This window comes from Kocuria sp. LHG3120 (assembly GCF_049897445.1).
GTDB lineage: Bacteria > Actinomycetota > Actinomycetes > Actinomycetales > Micrococcaceae > Kocuria > Kocuria rosea.
Map to the genome: position 1 here is coordinate 133,380 of NZ_JAFCWG010000004.1, position 15,523 is coordinate 148,902.

Here is a 15,523-nt window from a genome sequence, read left to right on the forward strand (position 1 = left end):
GAGCGGATCAGACCATGCGGCGCGGGGCGAACCACTCCTTGACCGGGGCCTTGAACGCGGTGACCAGCCACAGGACGTTCACCACGACCAGCACCAGCCCGAGGACCAGCAGGACGATCCCCAGCCCGCCGTAGGCCATCGCGCCGAGGAGGCCGATCAGCGTCCCGACCACGCTGAGGATGGACAGGACGATGCCCAGGACGCGGGCCCAGTTCTTGCCCTTCTTCAGGAACACGTAGACGAGGGCGTACAGGCCCAGGGCGATCACCAGCATCACGATGCCGGTAATCTGCCCGATGCCCGAGGCCTGGTCGGCCGCCGCGATCTGGTCGGCGGACAGGCCCATCTCCCGGTACATCTCGGTGGTGTCCACGGTGGTCGCGGCGATGATCCCCACGATGTCGTTGAGGAGGTAGACGGCCGCGGAGACGAGGGTCAGGGTCAGGAGCCGCTTGACCTCGGGGGGCGCGGCGCCGGGGTGCCCGCCCTGGTGGGCTCCGTACTGGTCGCCGCCGGCCTGGTACTGCGGCGGGCCGCCGCGGGCGCCCTCGGGCTGCTGGGGATAGGGGTTGCTCATGAGGATCTCCTTCGGTGGAACGGCAACGGCACAGGATGCACCCTCCCATCCTCCCCCGCGGTGTGCGATCGCACCTCCGTCTTCAGGACGAGGCGTGTCCCCCACCCCGGGCCCTGGATCCTGCGCCCTGGGTCCGCGAGATCACCGGTGTCGGCGACGGCGGCGCCTCCGGTCGCCAGCAGGTGCCATCCCGCGGGAGGAGGGAGGAATCAGGTGGCGAGGGTCGCGTAGACCACGTAGTTGTCGTCGAACAGGCCGGTGGCGGGGTCGTAGCCGTCGCACGTGATCAGGCGCAGCTCCGCTCCGGCCGTGTTGCCGTAGACGGCCCGCGTGGGAAAGGCGTCCTTGGCGTACTGCTCCCCGCGGTCGACGACGAACACCGCCGTGCTGCCGTCCGCCCGCGCGATCTCCACGGTGTCGCCGGGGGCCAGGCCGCGCAGCCCCGCGAAGACACCGGGCCCGCCGTCGGTCGCGTTGACGTGGCCGAGCAGGACGGCCGGCCCCCGCTCCCCCGGTGTGGGGGAGGACGTGTACCAGGAGGCCGGGGCCCCGGGACCGGTCGGCGGCACCTCCAGCGACCCGTCCGGGCGCAGGCCCAGGTGCAGCAGCTCGGACGAGGCCCCCACCGCGGGGATCCGCACCGCCACGGGCGCGGACTCCGGCAGCACCGGCGGCAGCGCCTCGGGCGCCGGTGCGCCGGACGGTGCGGGAGCCGGTGTGGTGGGCGCGGCCGACGCAGCGGGCGCCGGCGTCCGCGCCGGCGCGGCGGACACCGCCGACGAGGACGGGGCAGCGGGCTGCGCGGGGGACCCGCCCGCGCAGCCGCTGAGCAGCAGGAGGAGGACCGCAGCAGGGACCAGGCGGCCCCTGCTGCGGTCGGCGGTCGGATCCGGCACGGGGACCGGCCCCTCCGCCCGGCCCGGCCTACGCCCGGCCGGCACCGCGCCGGCGCACCGCCGTCGCGACGGCCGCCGCCGAGGCCGCCGCCACCAGTGCCAGACCGCCGGCGAGGACCGGGGCTCCGGAACCGGCGTCCACGGCGGCACCGGTGTCGGCGCCGCCCACGGGCACCTCGCCCACCTGGGTGTACGGGTCCTCCCCGAGCACTCCCCCGGGCACCTCGCCGGGCTGGGCGTCCGGCCCGGGGCCGGCGCCGGGGACCCAGTCGATGACGGTGTGGCTCCAGCCCCCCGATGCGCTCTCCACGGGGATGCGGGTGGGGTCGTAGGGCCACTCGGCGCTCTCGCACACGACGCCGTCGCCGTCGTCGTCGACGAGGCTCGTGCTGTAGCTGACGGAGCCCACCGGGATGTTGTGGACGCCGTACCCGGCGGCCGTGGCGCAGTCGGTGAAGACCATCGCGTCACCGGGCGCGGCCGTCGCCGGTCCTGCCGTCAGGACCGCGAGCCCGATCGCCGCCGCCACGCCCGCTGCACTGTTCTTCATGGTGTTCCCTCGCTTCTGGGAGTGCTGATGTGCAAGCGCATCGTAGGAGGTTCACCACTGCAACGTCACGGGTCGGATAGTGATGCCGGCGTCCGCGCGGGGCGGCGGGCCCGGTTTCCGGCGAAGATCTGCCATTTCCGCTCTGACTGGTTGCATCGCGGTGCATTCTGTGCGTTTCATGACGCGGGCGCGGAACCGTCCGATCCTCGCCCATCCCCCTGGTCCGGGACAGGGCTGTGGCCGTCCCCGAGCGTGAGCCCGCTCGCGGCGGCTTCGTCGAGGACCAGCGTGGTCCGGGGGTGGAACTGCAGCACCGACGCCGGGCACCGGGCGGCCACCGGACCCTCCACGGCCGCGGCGACGGCCGCCGCCTTCCGCTCCCCCTGCGCGACCAGGAGCACCTGGCGTGCCTCGAGGATCGTGCCCAGCCCCTGAGTGAGGCAGTGGGTGGGGACGTCGTCGGGCCGGTCGAAGAAGCGGGCGTTGTCGGCGCGCGTCTGCGCGGACAGGGCCGCGACGCGGGTGCGGGAGGACAGCGACGAGATCAGTTCGTTGAAGCCGATGTGGCCGTTCGTGCCGATCCCCAGGACCTGGAGGTCGATGCCGCCGGCCGCGGCGATCGCCCGCTCGTACTCCTCGGCGGACCCGCCCAGATCGGCGCGGGAGGCGTCGGGCACCCGGACCTGCTCCGGGGCCAGGCCGAAGGGCCGGACAACCTCCCGGTCCAAGTACGCGGCGTAGCTGCGCGGGTGCTCCGGCGGGAGACCGACGTACTCGTCGAGGGCGAAGCACGTGAGGTGCGAGAGGTCGAGCGAGCCCTCGGCCCGGCGCCGGGCCAGCTCCCGGTAGATCCCGACCGGCGACGACCCGGTGGCCACCCCCAGCACGGTGTCCGGCTCTTCGGCGATCCGGCCGGCGACGACGTCGGCCGCGTACGTGGCGACGTCCGCGGCGGTCGGCACGATGACGATGTCCATGAGCTGCCCCTCCTCGTGCACTGGGAGGCCCATTGTCCTCGGACCGGTGGCAGGCGATCCAGCGGGGTTCAGGAGCCGGGGTCCAGCTGCGCGGCCGCGTGCCGGAGCACGGGACCGAAGTCCGGTCCGGCGCCGGGGCCCGCCGCCAGCGCCGCGACGTACAGGGCGGCCCAGGCCGCGGCGCGGCGCCACACGTCGCCGTCGTACCGGCCGGTGCTGTCCGCGACGGCGCGGAACCCGGAGCGCTGGTCCGCGTCGAAGGCCAGCCACGCGCCGGCGAGATCGGACGCGGGGTCCCCGGCGCAGACGTCCCCGAAGTCGACGAGACCGGCCAGCCGCCCGTCCCGGTGCACGAGGTTCCAGGGGTGCGGATCCCCGTGCAGCCAGACCGCCGGCCGTGACCACGGGGCGGCGCGCAGGCCGTCGTCGACGACGCCGCGGAGCCGGTCGGTGCGCCGCGCCCCGAGCAGCGCGGCCACGGCCGGCCAGGACGGGGGCGCCGCGCGGAGCCGCGCGTCGAGCGGGACGCCCCGGTAGGGGTTGCGCGGGGCCTCCCCGGGTGCCGGCCGGTGCAGCGAGGACAGGGCCCGGGCCAGGTCCTCCGCGAGCCGCCCGCGCCGGGCGAGCGGCAGGGTCGCGACGGCCTCGCCCTCGATCCACCGGACCACTGACCAGGGCCAGGGGTACCCGGCGCCGGGGCCGCCGCGGAACACCGGCCGGGGCACGGCGATCCCCAGCGCGGCCAGCGGTGCGCCGGCCACGGCCGTCCACCGCACCTCGTGGAGGAGGCACGGGACGGCGGCGCGGCGCACCGGCAGGCGCACAGCGTGGGCGGGGCCGAGCCGGAACAGCACGTTGTCCCAGCCCTGCGCCACCGGGGTCGGCGTCAGATCCAGGAGCTCGCGGAGCTCCCGCGGCAGCTGCGCCTCCAGCAGGCGGCGCACCTGGGCGGCCGTCGGCTGCACCTCGACCTCGAACATCCTCCGCGCCTCCTCCCGGCTGCGTCGGCTCGGGCGCGCCCCGATCCGGGTGCCGGACCCGGGACCCGGTGCGGGGGTCCGGCAGAGAAAGACATCGCCACCCGGCCGGAGCCGGGTGGCGATGTCAGGTCGACGCCGGGACGTTCAGCCCCGCGCCGGAGATCTCACGAGGAGATCAGAGCGTGATCACGCAAGCACGGTGATGTTCGCGGCCTGGGGGCCCTTCGGGCCGTCCTGGGTCTCGAACTCGACGCGCTGGTTCTCCTCGAGGGAGCGGAACCCGCCGGAGTTGATCGCGGAGAAGTGCGCGAACACGTCCTTGGAGCCGTCCTCGGGGGTGATGAAGCCGAAGCCCTTGTCGGCGTTGAACCACTTCACGGTGCCAGTAGTCATGGGGAACCTGTCTTTCTGGGAAACGGAGCGTCCCCGGCGATCGGGGTGCTCGGGCGTTGCGATGCCTGCCAAAACGTCTTCTCAGAAAAACTGCTGCGCCCGATGTCCGGGCGAACTGCTTGAACTGCAAGAACGAAACTTCAACAACTGGTGATGACTCTACAGGTGTTCGGGGAAAAGCACAGTGACGGGTCCCACTGCCCCCGCAGACACCGCGAGATCGCCGGTGGATCGCCGTGGGATCGCCCCGGGGCCGTTCCCACGGGCGCGTCGCGTCCATAGGCTGTGACCATGGCCACACCTGAGACCCGCACCCGGCCCACCGTCAACTCGGACATGGGCGAGGGGATCGGCCTGCACCGCTTCGGCAACGACCCGGAGCTGCTGCAGGTCGTGGACCTCGCCAACGTCGCCTGCGGCTTCCACGCCGGGGACCCGGACATCATGTCCGCCACCGTGGCCGCCGCCGTGGCCCACGACGTCGCGATCGGCGCCCACCCCTCCCTGCCCGACCAGTGGGGCTTCGGCCGCCGCGCCATGGTCCTCACCCCGGAGGAGGTCGAGTCCCTGGTCCGCTACCAGGTGGGCGCCCTCACCGGCTTCCTGCTCCAGCACGGGGCGGACCTGCACCACCTCAAGCCGCACGGCTCGCTCTACGGGATGGTCGCCAAGGACCCGGCGCTCATGGAGGCGGTGGCGGCGGTGGCCGCCGACTACCGCGTGCCCGTGCTCGGCATGGCCGGCACCGCCCACGAGTCCGTGTGCGCCGAGCGCGGCGTGCCGTTCGTGGCCGAGCTCTACGTGGACCTCGACTACAACGCCGAGGGCGGGCTGATCATCCAGCGCACGCCCCATGCCACCGACCCGAGTGCCGCCGCCGACCGGGTGGCGCAGGCCCTGGCCGAGGGGGTCGTGCGGGCCGAGGACGGCACGGAGCTGCCGATGCGCTTCGAGTCGGTCTGCGTGCACTCCGACGCCCCGGGGGCGCCGGCGGTGGCCCGCGCCGTCCGCGCGGCGATCGACGCCCACGCGGCGACGGGCACCTGACCCGCCCGGCCGCCGTCGTCCCGGCCTTCCGACCCGGACCCGGAGCTCCCCGACCCGGTGCCCGCCGACCCCACGTCTCGCCACCCGACCGAAAGGACCCGCACCATGACCGAGATCCAGTCCCCGCTCCCCGGCGTCTTCTACCGCCGCCCCTCACCCGACAAGGACCCGTTCGTCCGGGACGGCGACCCGGTCGAGGCCGGCCAGGTCATCGGTCTCATCGAGGTGATGAAGCAGTTCTCGGAGGTCCAGTCGGACGCCGCCGGCACGCTCCAGGCCTTCGAGGTGGAGGACGGCGACATGGTCAACCCGGGGGACGTCATCGCCGTCGTCGCGGAGAGCTGAGCCGTGCCCATCTCCACGCTCCTGGTGGCCAACCGGGGGGAGATCGCGGTCCGGATCCTGCGCTCGGCGCAGCAGACGGGCCTGCGCACCGTGCTGGCCGTGAGCGAGGTGGACCAGGACTCCATGGCGGCGGAGCTCGCCGACGCCGTGGCCGTGGTGGGCCCCGCCCCGGCCCAGAAGTCCTACCTGAACGCGGAGGCGCTCGTGGCCGCGGCCCTGGAGCACGGGTGCGACGCCGTGCACCCCGGCTACGGCTTCCTCTCCGAGAACGCCGCGTTCGCCCGGCGCGTCCAGGAGGCGGGTCTGACGTGGGTGGGCCCCGCCCCCGACGTCATCGACCTCATGGGCCACAAGACCCGGGCGCTGGAGGCCGCGATCGCGGCCGGGGTGCCCGTCCTCGCCGGGTCCAACGGGCCCCTGGAGGGCGACGACGACGCCGTCCTGGCGCTGGCCCGGGAGGTCGGCTACCCGCTCGTCATCAAGGCCTCGGCCGGTGGCGGCGGGCGCGGCATCCGCCTGGTCCGCGCCGAGGAGGACCTCCTGCGGACCGTCGACACCGCCCGGTCCGAGGCCGGGGCGAGCTTCGGGGACCCTACGGTGTACCTGGAGCGGTTCGTGGAGCGAGCGCGGCACGTGGAGGTCCAGGTCCTCGGCGACGGGCAGACCTTCCTGCACCTGGGCGACCGCGACTGCTCCCTGCAGCGCCGCTCCCAGAAGATCGTGGAGGAGGCCCCCGCCCCGGACCTGCCGGACGAGGTCCGCGAGCGCATCCGGGACTCCGCCGTGAACCTGGCCCGGCTGTGCTCCTACACCGGGGTGGGCACGGTCGAGTACCTCTACGACCCCGTCCGGCACGAGGCGGCTTTCATCGAGATGAACACCCGCCTGCAGGTGGAGCACCCGGTCACGGAGTTCGTCACGGGCGTGGACCTGGTCGCCGAGCAGCTCAGGATCGCCTCGACCGGGCGCACGGAGCTGCGGCAGGAGGACATCTCCTTCGCCGGGCACTCCGTGGAGTGCCGGATCAACGCCGAGGACCCGGAGAAGGGGTTCATGCCGAGCCCGGGCACGATCAGCCGCCTCGACTGGCCGGAGGGGTCCGAGTACCGCGTGGACTCCGGCGTGCGCAGCGGCGACACCGTGGCCCCGTACTACGACTCGCTGCTGGCCAAGCTGATCGTGCACGCCGAGGACCGGGAGACGGCCGTGCAGCGGATGGGCGCGGCCCTGGCCGCCACGCACGTGGAGGGGATCAGGACCACGGTGCCGCTGCTGCGGCGGCTCGTGCTGGCCCCGGAGTTCGCGGCCGTGGCGCACCACACCACCTGGATCGAGACCGAGCTGCTGACCGGCCGGGCCGGCGGCACACCCAGCGACGAGCCCGGCGACAAGCCCAGTGAGGGGAGCGCACCATGACCGAGACCCTGTACCTGCCCACCGCCCGGTACACGTGGGGCGGTGACGAGTTCCTGTTCGTGGAGTTCGACGAGGCCATGAACCTCACCGCCAACTACCTGGCCACCACCGTGGCGCACGGCCTCTCCGCCTTGGACCTGCCCGGCGTGGTGGACGTCTGCCCCGCCAACGCGTCCCTGCTGGTGCGCTTCGACCCGGACGTCGTCCGGGCCGAGGACCTCAAGCGCCGCACCCAGGAGCTCGAGGGGCAGGCCCGCGAGTCCACGCAGTACACCGCCGAGACCCGGATCATCGAGGTCCCGGTCTGGTACCAGGACCCCTACACCGCCGAGGTCGTGGCCCGCTTCCGCGAGGGCTACCACCAGGACCCCTCCGGCACCGACCTCGACTACGCCGCGAAGGTCAACGGCCTCGCGGACGCCGCCGAGTTCATCCGCCGCCACCACGAGTCCCCGTGGCTGGTGTCCATGGTGGGCTTCGTGGCCGGGCTGCCGTTCATGTACCAGCTCGTGCCGAGGGACCGGCAGCTCGAGGTGCCCAAGTACCTCAGCCCCCGCACCGACACTCCCCCGCTGACCGTGGGCCACGGCGGGTGCTTCGCGTGCATCTACTCGGTGCGCGGCGCCGGCGGCTACCAGATGTTCGGCATCGCCGCCGCCCCCATCTACGACCCCGAGCAGCACCTGCGCGACTTCCGGGACTTCCTCATCCTGTTCCGGCCCGGGGACCTCGTGAAGTTCCGGCCGGTCGACGAGGCCGAGTACCGCTCCATCCAGCAGCAGGTCGAGGACGGCACCTGGCGGTACCGGCAGGCGCCCGTGACCCTCGACGTCGAAGCCGCGCTCGCCGATCCCGACAGCTACAACCGCACCCTTCTGGAGGCCCTCGATGGCGCTGACGATTGAGCAGCCCGGACTGCTGACCACCGTCCAGGACCAGGGACGGATCGGGTACTACCACGTGGGCATCCCGCAGGGCGGGGCCATGGACCAGGAGTCCGCGCAGGCGGCGAACAAGCTGGTCGGCAACACCGCGGTCGAGGCCGTGCTCGAGTGCACCTACACGGGCCCCGCCTTCACCGTGGACGCCCCGACGACGATCGCCGTGACCGGTGCGGACCTGCCCGTGCTGGTCAACGGCGAGGAGCGCCCGTCGTGGCGGCGGATCGAGCTGGCGGCGGGGGACGCCGTGAAGTTCGGCGTGCTCCGCGGCGGCGCCCGGTTCTACCTGGCCGTCCGCGGCGGCATCTCCGTGCCGGAGGTGCTCGGCTCGCGCTCCACCTACGCGATCGGGCGGCTGGGCGGGCTGGACGGCCGGAAGCTGGAGGCCGGGGACGTGGTGCCGGTGGGCGAGCCCACAGGTCTGCTGCCCGAGGTCGAGGAGATCCCGGAGCGCCTCCGACCGGGCTTCGGGAGGTCGTTGGAGCTGCGGATCATGTGGGGCCTCTACGACCACCTGCTCACCGACGAGGGCCGGCGCCGGCTGGTGGAGGAGGAGTGGAAGCTCACTCCCGTGGCGGACCGGATGGGCCTGCGCTTCGAGGGCCCCGGCGTGGAGTGGATCCAGCGCCGGCAGCCGTTCGGGGCGGGCTCGGACCCCTCCAACATCGTGGACGCCGGCTACGCCGTGGGCTCCATCCAGGTCCCCGGCGGCACCCAGCCGATCGTGCTGCACCGGGACGCGGTCTCGGGCGGGGGCTACGCCATGGTGGGCACCGTGATCTCCGCGGACATGGACCTGCTGGCTCGCGCCGCCCCGGGAACGGTCACCCGGTTCCGCGCGGTGTCCATGGAGGAGGCCCTGCAGGCGCGCCACGAGCGGGCCGAGCGGCTGGAGGAGATCTGGGCGCTGTGAGCAGCCGGGCCTCGCGGGCCGCGGGGGGTGGTGCCGGTGCGGCACCACCCGCCGCGGTGCGTCCGCTCAGGAGAGTTCCAGCTCCCAGTCCTTGACGTCGGCCAGGGGCGCGAGCAGGCTGCCGTCGAGCTCGGCGAGCGGCCGGCCGCTGCGCACCCGCTGCGGCCAGTCCCGGTTGGCCAGCGCCGCCTTGCCCAGGGCGACGACGTCGGCCGTGCCGTCCGCCAGCATGGACACGGCCGTCTCCGGGTCGTCCAGGTGCCCGTTGGCGATCACCGGCAGACCCGAGTGCTGCTTGGCCAGCGCCGCGAGCGAGGGCCCCTCGTCGCCGAACGCCGGGGCGGTCGCCCGGTACTCGGTGGTGTGGACGAAGTCGATCCCGGTGGCGCCCAGGGTCGAGAAGATCACGTCCGCCTCGTCGAGCCCGCCGCTCCACCGGTGGTCGTGGTCGCTGACCTTGGCCTGGGAGATGCGGATGCCCACCGCCAGGTCCGGCCCCACGGCGTCGCGCACGGCCCGGCAGACCTCGGCGGCGAACCGCACCCGGTTCTCCGGCGATCCGCCGTACTCGTCGGTCCGGAGATTGAGGTAGTCGGTGAGGAACTGGTCGAGCAGGTACCCGTTGGCGCCGTGGATCTCGACGCCGTCGAAACCGGCGTCACGGGCGCGCAGCGCGGCGTCCACGAACGCCTGCCGGACCTCCGCCATCTGCTCCGCCGTGATCTCCGCGGGCACAGGGTACGGGCCCTCGCCGCGGTAGAAGCCCAGCTGCTCGCCCTTGGGGGCCACCGCGGAGGGCGCGATCGTCGAGTCGACGAAGCGGTTGCCCTGGGCCTGGGACCCCGCGTGCATGAGCTGGGCGAAGATCTTCGCCCCGGCCGCGTGGACGGCGTCGACCACCTCGGACCACGCCCGGGCCTGGTCGTCGGTGGCGATCCCGGGCTGGTACAGGTAGCCCTGCCCGTGGGCGGCGTCGGGGTAGATCCCCTCGGTGATCAGCAGCCCGAAGCCGCCGCGGGCGAAGGCCTCGTAGTAGGAGACCATGCGCTCGGTGGCGTGGCCCTCCTCCGTGGCGCTGATCCGGGTCATCGGGGCCAGCGCCACCCGGTTCTCCAGGGCGGCGGGACCGATCCGCAGGGGGGACCAGAGGGGGTCGAGATCCGGCATGTGCATCTCCTTCGACAGTCGTTCAGGGGTTGTTGGGTCGGTGGGTGCCTCTGACAGCCTCACACGGTGTCGGCGCTGAGGAGAAGCGCCCGCACGAGCCGCCCCGCGTCCAGGGGCGGGGCGCCGTGGTGGGTCCCGGCGGCGAGGATCCGCTCGAACTCCGCGCCGCCGTCGTCCGGCAGGGCGCGCCGGTCGACCAGGTGCTGGTCGACCAGGGCGTCGGCCAGCGTCTCGACGTCGGGGAAGACCTGCTGGGCGCCCGTCCGGGAGCCCAGCACCCACCGGTCGCCGAGCACGGTGATCCTCGCGCGGCGCCCCACGCTGCGCCGCAGCTCCGCGAGGACGGCCTGCTTCATCCCGTTGAGGTTGATGTAGGCGGTCACCTTCGAGACCGCACGCCCGCCGGGGCATCCTGCGCACATCGTGACATCTCCTCCCGGGCCGGCTACGGCATCACGTCGCCGCTGTTGGGGCCCAGCGTCTGGCCGGTGTAGAGGTCGCCGCCGGGCGAGGAGGCCAGCAGCAGCGCGGTGGGCGCCACCTCGTGGGCCTGGCCGAAGCGGCCGATGGGCAGCTCGGCCTGCTTGGCGGCCTTCCACTCCTCGGACAGTCCCTCGATCAGCGGTGTCACGATCGGACCGGGCGCGATCGAGTTGACGAGGATGTGGTGCTCGGCGAGCTCCAGCGCCATGGCCTTCGTCATGCCGATCACCCCGGCCTTGGCCGCCACGTAGTGCGTCAGGCCGGTGCCGCCCTTGATGCCCAGCTGGGAGGCGATGTTGATGATCCGCCCGCCGCCGCGCTCCACCATGTGGGGCGCGGCCCAGCGCGCGGCCAGGAAGACGCCCTTGAGGTCCACGGCCAGGACCTTGTCGAACGTCGCCTCGGTCATCTCCAGCAGCGGCGTCTCGTCGAGGATGCCGGCGGCGCTGACCAGGACGTCGATCCCGCCGAGCTCCTCGACGACCCGTGCCATCGCCTGCTGCACCGCCTCGCCGTCGGTGACGTCCACGGCGATCGCCGTGGTGCGCCCGCCGAAGCTGCCGCTCTCCTCCGCGACGGCCGCCGCGTGCTGCTCGTCGCGGTCCAGCACGGCCACGTCCGCGCCCTCCCGGGCGAAGAGCAGGGCGATCGCCGCGCCGATGCCGCTGCCGCCGCCGGTGACGACGGCGACCTTTCCGGTCAGTTGCTGTTCCATGTCTGCCTTTCCTGGTGGGCTCAGCTCGGCCAGCGGACGGTGAGCCCGCCGTCGACGATCAGCTGCTGACCTGTGACGTAGGCCGAGTCGTCGCCGGTGAGGAAGCGGATGGTGCGCGCGGCCTCGTCGACGTTGCCCACGCGGCCCCAGGGGATGATCGAGCCCGCGGCGTCGAGGCCCTCGCGGCCCAGCGAGTTCACCGGGTCCAGGGACTGGGGGCTCTCGATCAGCCCCGGGATGACGGCGTTGACCCGGATCTTGCGGGGTGCGAGCTCCACGGCCAGCGAGCGGCACAGGCCGATGAGCCCGGACTTCGCCGCCGCGTAGTGGCTGTGCTCCTCCCACCCGTAGACGCCGCCGGCGATCGACGACGTCGCCACCATCGCCCCACCGTGGGTCATCCGCGTGCTGCAGGAGCGGAAGACGCGCATCACCCCGGAGAGGTCGACGGCCATCATGTCGTCCCACGCCTGGTCGGTCATGTCCGCGAGCGCGGCACGGCGCAGGATGCCGGCCGCGGCCACCGAGATGTCCAGCCGGCCGAACTCGTCGAGCGCGGCCTGGGCGAGCTTCTCGGTGTCCTCGAAGCTGCGCACGTCCATGGGGACGGCCGTGCAGCGCCCGCCCGCGGCCTCCACGGCGCGGACGGTGTCCGTCGCGTCGTGGGGGTCCGAGGGAAGGTAGCCGATGACGCTGTGCGCCCCGGCCCGGGCGTAGGCGACCGCCAGCGCCCGGCCGATCCCGCTGCCGCCGCCGGAGATGACGGCGACCTTTCCCTCGAGTCCGTCGTCGCGGTTCATGCGATCACCGTGGTCCTCAGGTGGGCGTCCTTCAGGGTGCGGGTCCCGGCCATGCACAGCGCCGAGAGGATCAGCCCGCCGGAGCCGGTGATGATCGCCGCCGTGGCCGTGTCCACCCCTGCGGTCAGCAGGATGGTGAGCAGCCCGGAGCCGGCGATGCCGCCGAGCGGCGCCATCACGTGGGCCACGTTCGCCCCCATGCCGCGCACCTGGGGCGGGAAGGACTCGCCCATGTAGAACAGCAGCGCCGCGTACGGTCCGGTGAGGAAGAACAGCGTCATGGCGTACAGCGGGATGATGTAGCCGGAGGTGCCCGGGCCCAGCAGCATCGCCAGGCTGACGATGCCGCCGGCGATCCAGCCGAGGACCACGGTCGGCTTGCGGCCGATCTTGTCGCCCAGCCAGCCGTGGAACACGTAGCCCACGAAGCCCACCGCGTTGGAGAGCACCAGGATGATGAGGGCGTTGTCGAAGGAGACGCCCTTGGCCTCGACCAGGATGGTGGTGCCCAGGACGGAGAACACCTGGATGCCGAACCAGTTGAAGAACCACGCCAGGGACAGGCAGGTCGTGTGCCGGCGCAGCTCCGGGGTGAAGACGTCCTTCACGCCGGTGGCGTGGTGGGCCGCCTCCTCGAGGCCGTGCTCGTCGGCCAGCGCGTGGGCACCGGCGGTGTCGCCGGCGGCCCGGCGCCGCCGGACCTCCTTCATCGCGGCGAAGGTCGGGGACTCCGGCAGGCGCAGGGCCAGGCCGACGACGATCAGGGACAGCACCGCGGCGACCACGAAGCTCCAGCGCCAGCCGATGAGCGGGAGCGTCAGGGCCGACAGCCCCGCGGAGACCAGCGCGCCGACCGGCCAGCCGCCCTGGACGAGCGAGTACATGAGGCCGCGGCTCTTGGCCTCCTTGTAGATCTCGTTGAGGTAGACCGCGTTGACGACCTCCTCGGACATGGAGAAGCCGGAGAAGGAGCGGATGATGACCAGGCTCGCGGCGCCGATGGCGGCGCCGGTGAGACCGGACGCCACGGCGCCGCCGAGCATGAGCACGATGAGCGCCTTCTTGCGGCCCATCTTGTCGATGATCGTGCCCACGGCCAGGGCCACGATGAACACGCCGATCGTGGCGTAGGTGTTGATCGCGGTGGACTCGGCCACCGACCAGCCGAAGTCCTCGGCGATCACGGGGAGCAGCGTGCCGAAGAGGGTGAAGTCGTAGACGGAGGCCACTCAGGCGATGAAGCAGACGATCGAGACCTGCTTGACCACCTTCGGGGTGATGGGCACGTTCCAGGGCTCGACGCCGGAGGGCGTCGGGTTCGAGCGCAGAGCGGACATGGCGGTGTTCCTTCGTGCCGGTGGGATCAGGCGGAGGTGCGGGGACTGCGGGCGGCGAAGTCGCGGGCGACGTCCTCCATGAACGCGAACTCCACGCCGTCGTGACCCTGGATGTGGTCGAAGAGGCGCTCGAGCATCAGCAGGTTCTGCGGGCGTCCGCAGACGTCGGGGTGGATCGTGAGGGGGAAGACCGCGTAGTCCATCTCGCGGTAGACCCAGTCGAACTGGTCCCTCCACAGCTGCTCGATGTCCCGCGGGGACACGAAGCCGTGGCTGTTCGGGCTGGACTTGATGAACATCATCGGCGGGAGGTCGTCCAGGTACCACGAGGCGGGGATCTCGATGAGGTCGGTCTCCTCGCCGCGCACCAGCGGCTTCATCCACTCCTGGGCCGAGGCCGCGTCGTAGTCGATCTTGGTCCAGGTGTCCCCGACCCGCACGTAGTACGGGGTGTGGTCGTCGTGCATGAGCGAGTGGTCGTAGAGGAAGCCGCGATCGAGCAGGATCTCGTTGGTCACCCCGGAGAACTCCCACCAGGGCGCCACGTAGCCGACGGGCTTCTTCCCGGAGCGCCGCTCGATGAGGTCGGTGCAGTAGTCGAGGATCTCGGTCTCCTGCTCGCGGGTCATCGCGATGGGGTTCTCGTGGCTGTAGCCGTGGACGCCGATCTCGTGGCCGGCGGCGACGACCGCGTCGAACTCCTTCGGGAACGTCTCGACGGAGTGGCCGGGCCAGAACCAGGTGACGGGCATCTCGCGGCGCTGGGCGAGCTGGAGCAGCCGCGGCACGCCGACCTCGCCGGCGAAGAGACCGCGGGAGATGTCGCCCGGGGAGTCCTCACCGCCGTAGGAGCCGAGCCAGCCGCCGACGGCGTCGACGTCGATGCCGACGGACACGTAGATCTTCTTGGACATGATGTCTCCTCTGGTGGTGGGTGGTGTTCTAGAGGTGGGCGGTGAAGGCCCCGGGGAACTCGGCGGTCGAGGTCCCCAGGGAGAGCAGGAGGGCGGCGAGGATGCGCGCCTGGAGCGGGTTGAGGTCCCCGGAGGGGACGGCGCCGGCCGCCACGAGGTCGGTGCCCCCGCCGTTGCCGTAGAGCGGAACGACGGGTCCCCACGGGGCACGCGTGCTGAGCACCACCGCGCAGCCGGCCCCGGCCGCACGGGCCACCGACTCCGCGAAGCCGGGGCCCGCGTTGCCGACGCCCGATCCGGCGAGGACCACGGCCTGCGCGCCGGAGCGCACGGCGAAGTCGAAGAGGTCCGGGGTGGCGCCGGTGTGGGCCGTGATGATCTCGACCCTGGTGCTGTCGAAGGCCGCCGGCGGCAGCGGCAGCGGCTCCCGGCGGACCGGCCTGGCCGTGACGACGAGCTCGGACCCGGCCATGTGCGCCACCTCGGCGCCGCCCTGGAAGGGGCTGCTCGCGGTGGTGTGCGCCTTCCGGGCGCCGCGGGCGGAGCGGACCGTCCCGTCGAAGGAGATCAGCGCGCCGCTGCCCCGCAGCTCGGGCGAGGCGGCGGCCAGCACCGCCTCCTCGACGTTGCGGGGGCCGTCCGGGGCCGGGCTGTCGGCCGGCTGCTGGGCGCCGGTGAGCACCACGCTCTTCGGGGAGCCGTGCACCAGTTCCAGCAGGAACGCCGTCTCCTCCAGGGTGTCGGTCCCGTGGGTGACCACCACGCCGTCGTTGGCCGGATCGGCCAGCGCGTCCCGGGCCGCCTCGGCGATCGCCCGCAGCTCCCCCAGGGTGAGCCGGTAGCTGCCCGTGGTGAGGACGTCCCGGGCGGAGACGGTGAGCTCGCCGTACCGGTTGCGGGACAGGTCGGCCGCCGTGTCCGTGGCCACGGAGCCCGTGGACCCGCCGCCCCGGGACGCGATGGTGCCCCCCGTGCCGAGCAGCTGGATGTGTGTCACGTGCCGCCTCCCTTCCGTGGGGTCGTCCCGCTCCGCGGGAGCGTCAACGGTCTATGCAAACGAATGCCGCAATCG

General features: G+C 72.9%; 18 protein-coding genes. 5 read left to right on the plus strand and 13 right to left on the minus strand.

The window, feature by feature from the left end; genetic code table 11:
- Nucleotides 1-7: 7 nt before the first annotated feature.
- From ACP7CD_RS09530 to cspE, 6 genes are all read right to left on the minus strand, one after another.
- Nucleotides 8-577, minus strand: coding sequence for a hypothetical protein (locus ACP7CD_RS09530; RefSeq protein ID WP_052132676.1), 570 nt, complete (start codon nt 575-577; stop codon nt 8-10).
- Nucleotides 578-786: 209 nt separating this feature from the next.
- Entirely contained in the window at nt 787-1,473 is a 687-nt protein-coding gene (locus tag ACP7CD_RS09535; protein ID WP_272026607.1) for a class F sortase, read from the minus strand.
- A 28-nt stretch (nt 1,474-1,501) separates the two neighbouring features.
- Complete coding sequence (locus tag ACP7CD_RS09540) at nt 1,502-2,023, minus strand: excalibur calcium-binding domain-containing protein (RefSeq protein WP_272026606.1); 522 nt, start codon at nt 2,021-2,023, stop codon at nt 1,502-1,504.
- Between the two features lie 176 nt (nt 2,024-2,199).
- Nucleotides 2,200-3,000, minus strand: coding sequence for a glucosamine-6-phosphate deaminase (gene nagB, locus ACP7CD_RS09545; RefSeq protein WP_272026605.1), 801 nt, complete (start codon nt 2,998-3,000; stop codon nt 2,200-2,202).
- A gap of 68 nt (nt 3,001-3,068) precedes the next feature.
- Nucleotides 3,069-3,980, minus strand: a complete 912-nt coding sequence (locus ACP7CD_RS09550; protein ID WP_426120066.1) for an aminoglycoside phosphotransferase family protein — start codon at nt 3,978-3,980, stop codon at nt 3,069-3,071.
- A 186-nt stretch (nt 3,981-4,166) separates the two neighbouring features.
- Nucleotides 4,167-4,373 carry a transcription antiterminator/RNA stability regulator CspE gene (gene cspE, locus ACP7CD_RS09555; RefSeq protein ID WP_035923571.1) on the minus strand — a complete coding sequence of 69 codons (207 nt, stop codon included), beginning with the start codon at nt 4,371-4,373 and terminating at the stop codon, nt 4,167-4,169.
- A 291-nt stretch (nt 4,374-4,664) separates the two neighbouring features.
- Between cspE and ACP7CD_RS09560 the strand changes: the two genes are divergently transcribed.
- The 5 genes from ACP7CD_RS09560 to ACP7CD_RS09580 all read left to right on the plus strand — a co-directional run bounded on the left by ACP7CD_RS09560 (nt 4,665) and on the right by ACP7CD_RS09580 (nt 9,035).
- The gene (locus ACP7CD_RS09560) at nt 4,665-5,420 is read left to right on the plus strand and encodes a 5-oxoprolinase subunit PxpA (RefSeq protein WP_170122802.1); all 756 of its coding nucleotides are present in this window, start codon (nt 4,665-4,667) and stop codon (nt 5,418-5,420) included.
- A gap of 105 nt (nt 5,421-5,525) precedes the next feature.
- Nucleotides 5,526-5,765: an acetyl-CoA carboxylase gene (locus ACP7CD_RS09565; protein ID WP_109221463.1), complete on the plus strand. Its 240-nt coding sequence runs from the start codon at nt 5,526-5,528 to the stop codon at nt 5,763-5,765.
- Nucleotides 5,766-5,768: 3 nt separating this feature from the next.
- Nucleotides 5,769-7,181 carry an acetyl-CoA carboxylase biotin carboxylase subunit gene (locus ACP7CD_RS09570; RefSeq protein ID WP_426120067.1) on the plus strand — a complete coding sequence of 471 codons (1,413 nt, stop codon included), beginning with the start codon at nt 5,769-5,771 and terminating at the stop codon, nt 7,179-7,181.
- Complete coding sequence (locus ACP7CD_RS09575) at nt 7,178-8,086, plus strand: 5-oxoprolinase subunit B family protein (RefSeq protein WP_426120068.1); 909 nt, start codon at nt 7,178-7,180, stop codon at nt 8,084-8,086. Before ACP7CD_RS09570 ends, ACP7CD_RS09575 begins: the two co-directional genes overlap by 4 nt.
- Nucleotides 8,070-9,035, plus strand: a complete 966-nt coding sequence (locus ACP7CD_RS09580) for a biotin-dependent carboxyltransferase family protein (protein ID WP_284562904.1) — start codon at nt 8,070-8,072, stop codon at nt 9,033-9,035. Before ACP7CD_RS09575 ends, ACP7CD_RS09580 begins: the two co-directional genes overlap by 17 nt.
- A gap of 66 nt (nt 9,036-9,101) precedes the next feature.
- Here ACP7CD_RS09580 and ACP7CD_RS09585 read toward each other — a convergent pair whose 3' ends face one another.
- The 7 genes from ACP7CD_RS09585 to ACP7CD_RS09615 form a co-directional block, all read right to left on the minus strand.
- Complete coding sequence (locus ACP7CD_RS09585) at nt 9,102-10,202, minus strand: NADH:flavin oxidoreductase (protein WP_426120069.1); 1,101 nt, start codon at nt 10,200-10,202, stop codon at nt 9,102-9,104.
- Nucleotides 10,203-10,261: 59 nt separating this feature from the next.
- Entirely contained in the window at nt 10,262-10,624 is a 363-nt protein-coding gene (locus ACP7CD_RS09590) for a hypothetical protein (protein ID WP_147284818.1), read from the minus strand.
- Between the two features lie 23 nt (nt 10,625-10,647).
- Nucleotides 10,648-11,400, minus strand: a complete 753-nt coding sequence (locus tag ACP7CD_RS09595; RefSeq protein WP_126349688.1) for an SDR family NAD(P)-dependent oxidoreductase — start codon at nt 11,398-11,400, stop codon at nt 10,648-10,650.
- 20 nt (nt 11,401-11,420) lie between these two features.
- Nucleotides 11,421-12,200 (minus strand): SDR family NAD(P)-dependent oxidoreductase, encoded by a 780-nt coding sequence (locus tag ACP7CD_RS09600; RefSeq protein WP_272026599.1) that lies wholly within the window; start codon nt 12,198-12,200, stop codon nt 11,421-11,423.
- Nucleotides 12,197-13,429: an MFS transporter gene (locus tag ACP7CD_RS09605; RefSeq protein WP_272026598.1), complete on the minus strand. Its 1,233-nt coding sequence runs from the start codon at nt 13,427-13,429 to the stop codon at nt 12,197-12,199. The genes ACP7CD_RS09600 and ACP7CD_RS09605 overlap by 4 nt, the downstream gene beginning before the upstream one ends.
- A gap of 134 nt (nt 13,430-13,563) precedes the next feature.
- Nucleotides 13,564-14,451, minus strand: a complete 888-nt coding sequence (locus ACP7CD_RS09610; protein WP_095650177.1) for a polysaccharide deacetylase family protein — start codon at nt 14,449-14,451, stop codon at nt 13,564-13,566.
- A gap of 28 nt (nt 14,452-14,479) precedes the next feature.
- On the minus strand, nt 14,480-15,448 hold the full coding sequence (locus ACP7CD_RS09615) for an asparaginase (RefSeq protein WP_426120070.1): 969 nt from the start codon (nt 15,446-15,448) through the stop codon (nt 14,480-14,482).
- Nucleotides 15,449-15,523: the final 75 nt, after the last annotated feature.

Coding starts and splice junctions, on each gene's coding strand:
- ACP7CD_RS09565 (WP_109221463.1), top strand. CDS start 5,526: ATGACCGAGATCCAGTCCCCGCTCCCCGGCGTCTTCTACCGCCGCCCC.
- ACP7CD_RS09600 (WP_272026599.1), bottom strand. CDS start 12,200: ATGAACCGCGACGACGGACTCGAGGGAAAGGTCGCCGTCATCTCCGGC.
- ACP7CD_RS09530 (WP_052132676.1), bottom strand. CDS start 577: ATGAGCAACCCCTATCCCCAGCAGCCCGAGGGCGCCCGCGGCGGCCCG.
- ACP7CD_RS09540 (WP_272026606.1), bottom strand. CDS start 2,023: ATGAAGAACAGTGCAGCGGGCGTGGCGGCGGCGATCGGGCTCGCGGTC.
- ACP7CD_RS09580 (WP_284562904.1), top strand. CDS start 8,070: ATGGCGCTGACGATTGAGCAGCCCGGACTGCTGACCACCGTCCAGGAC.
- ACP7CD_RS09585 (WP_426120069.1), bottom strand. CDS start 10,202: ATGCCGGATCTCGACCCCCTCTGGTCCCCCCTGCGGATCGGTCCCGCC.
- ACP7CD_RS09575 (WP_426120068.1), top strand. CDS start 7,178: ATGACCGAGACCCTGTACCTGCCCACCGCCCGGTACACGTGGGGCGGT.
- ACP7CD_RS09560 (WP_170122802.1), top strand. CDS start 4,665: ATGGCCACACCTGAGACCCGCACCCGGCCCACCGTCAACTCGGACATG.
- nagB (WP_272026605.1), bottom strand. CDS start 3,000: ATGGACATCGTCATCGTGCCGACCGCCGCGGACGTCGCCACGTACGCG.
- ACP7CD_RS09595 (WP_126349688.1), bottom strand. CDS start 11,400: ATGGAACAGCAACTGACCGGAAAGGTCGCCGTCGTCACCGGCGGCGGC.
- cspE (WP_035923571.1), bottom strand. CDS start 4,373: ATGACTACTGGCACCGTGAAGTGGTTCAACGCCGACAAGGGCTTCGGC.
- ACP7CD_RS09550 (WP_426120066.1), bottom strand. CDS start 3,980: ATGTTCGAGGTCGAGGTGCAGCCGACGGCCGCCCAGGTGCGCCGCCTG.
- ACP7CD_RS09590 (WP_147284818.1), bottom strand. CDS start 10,624: ATGTGCGCAGGATGCCCCGGCGGGCGTGCGGTCTCGAAGGTGACCGCC.
- ACP7CD_RS09610 (WP_095650177.1), bottom strand. CDS start 14,451: ATGTCCAAGAAGATCTACGTGTCCGTCGGCATCGACGTCGACGCCGTC.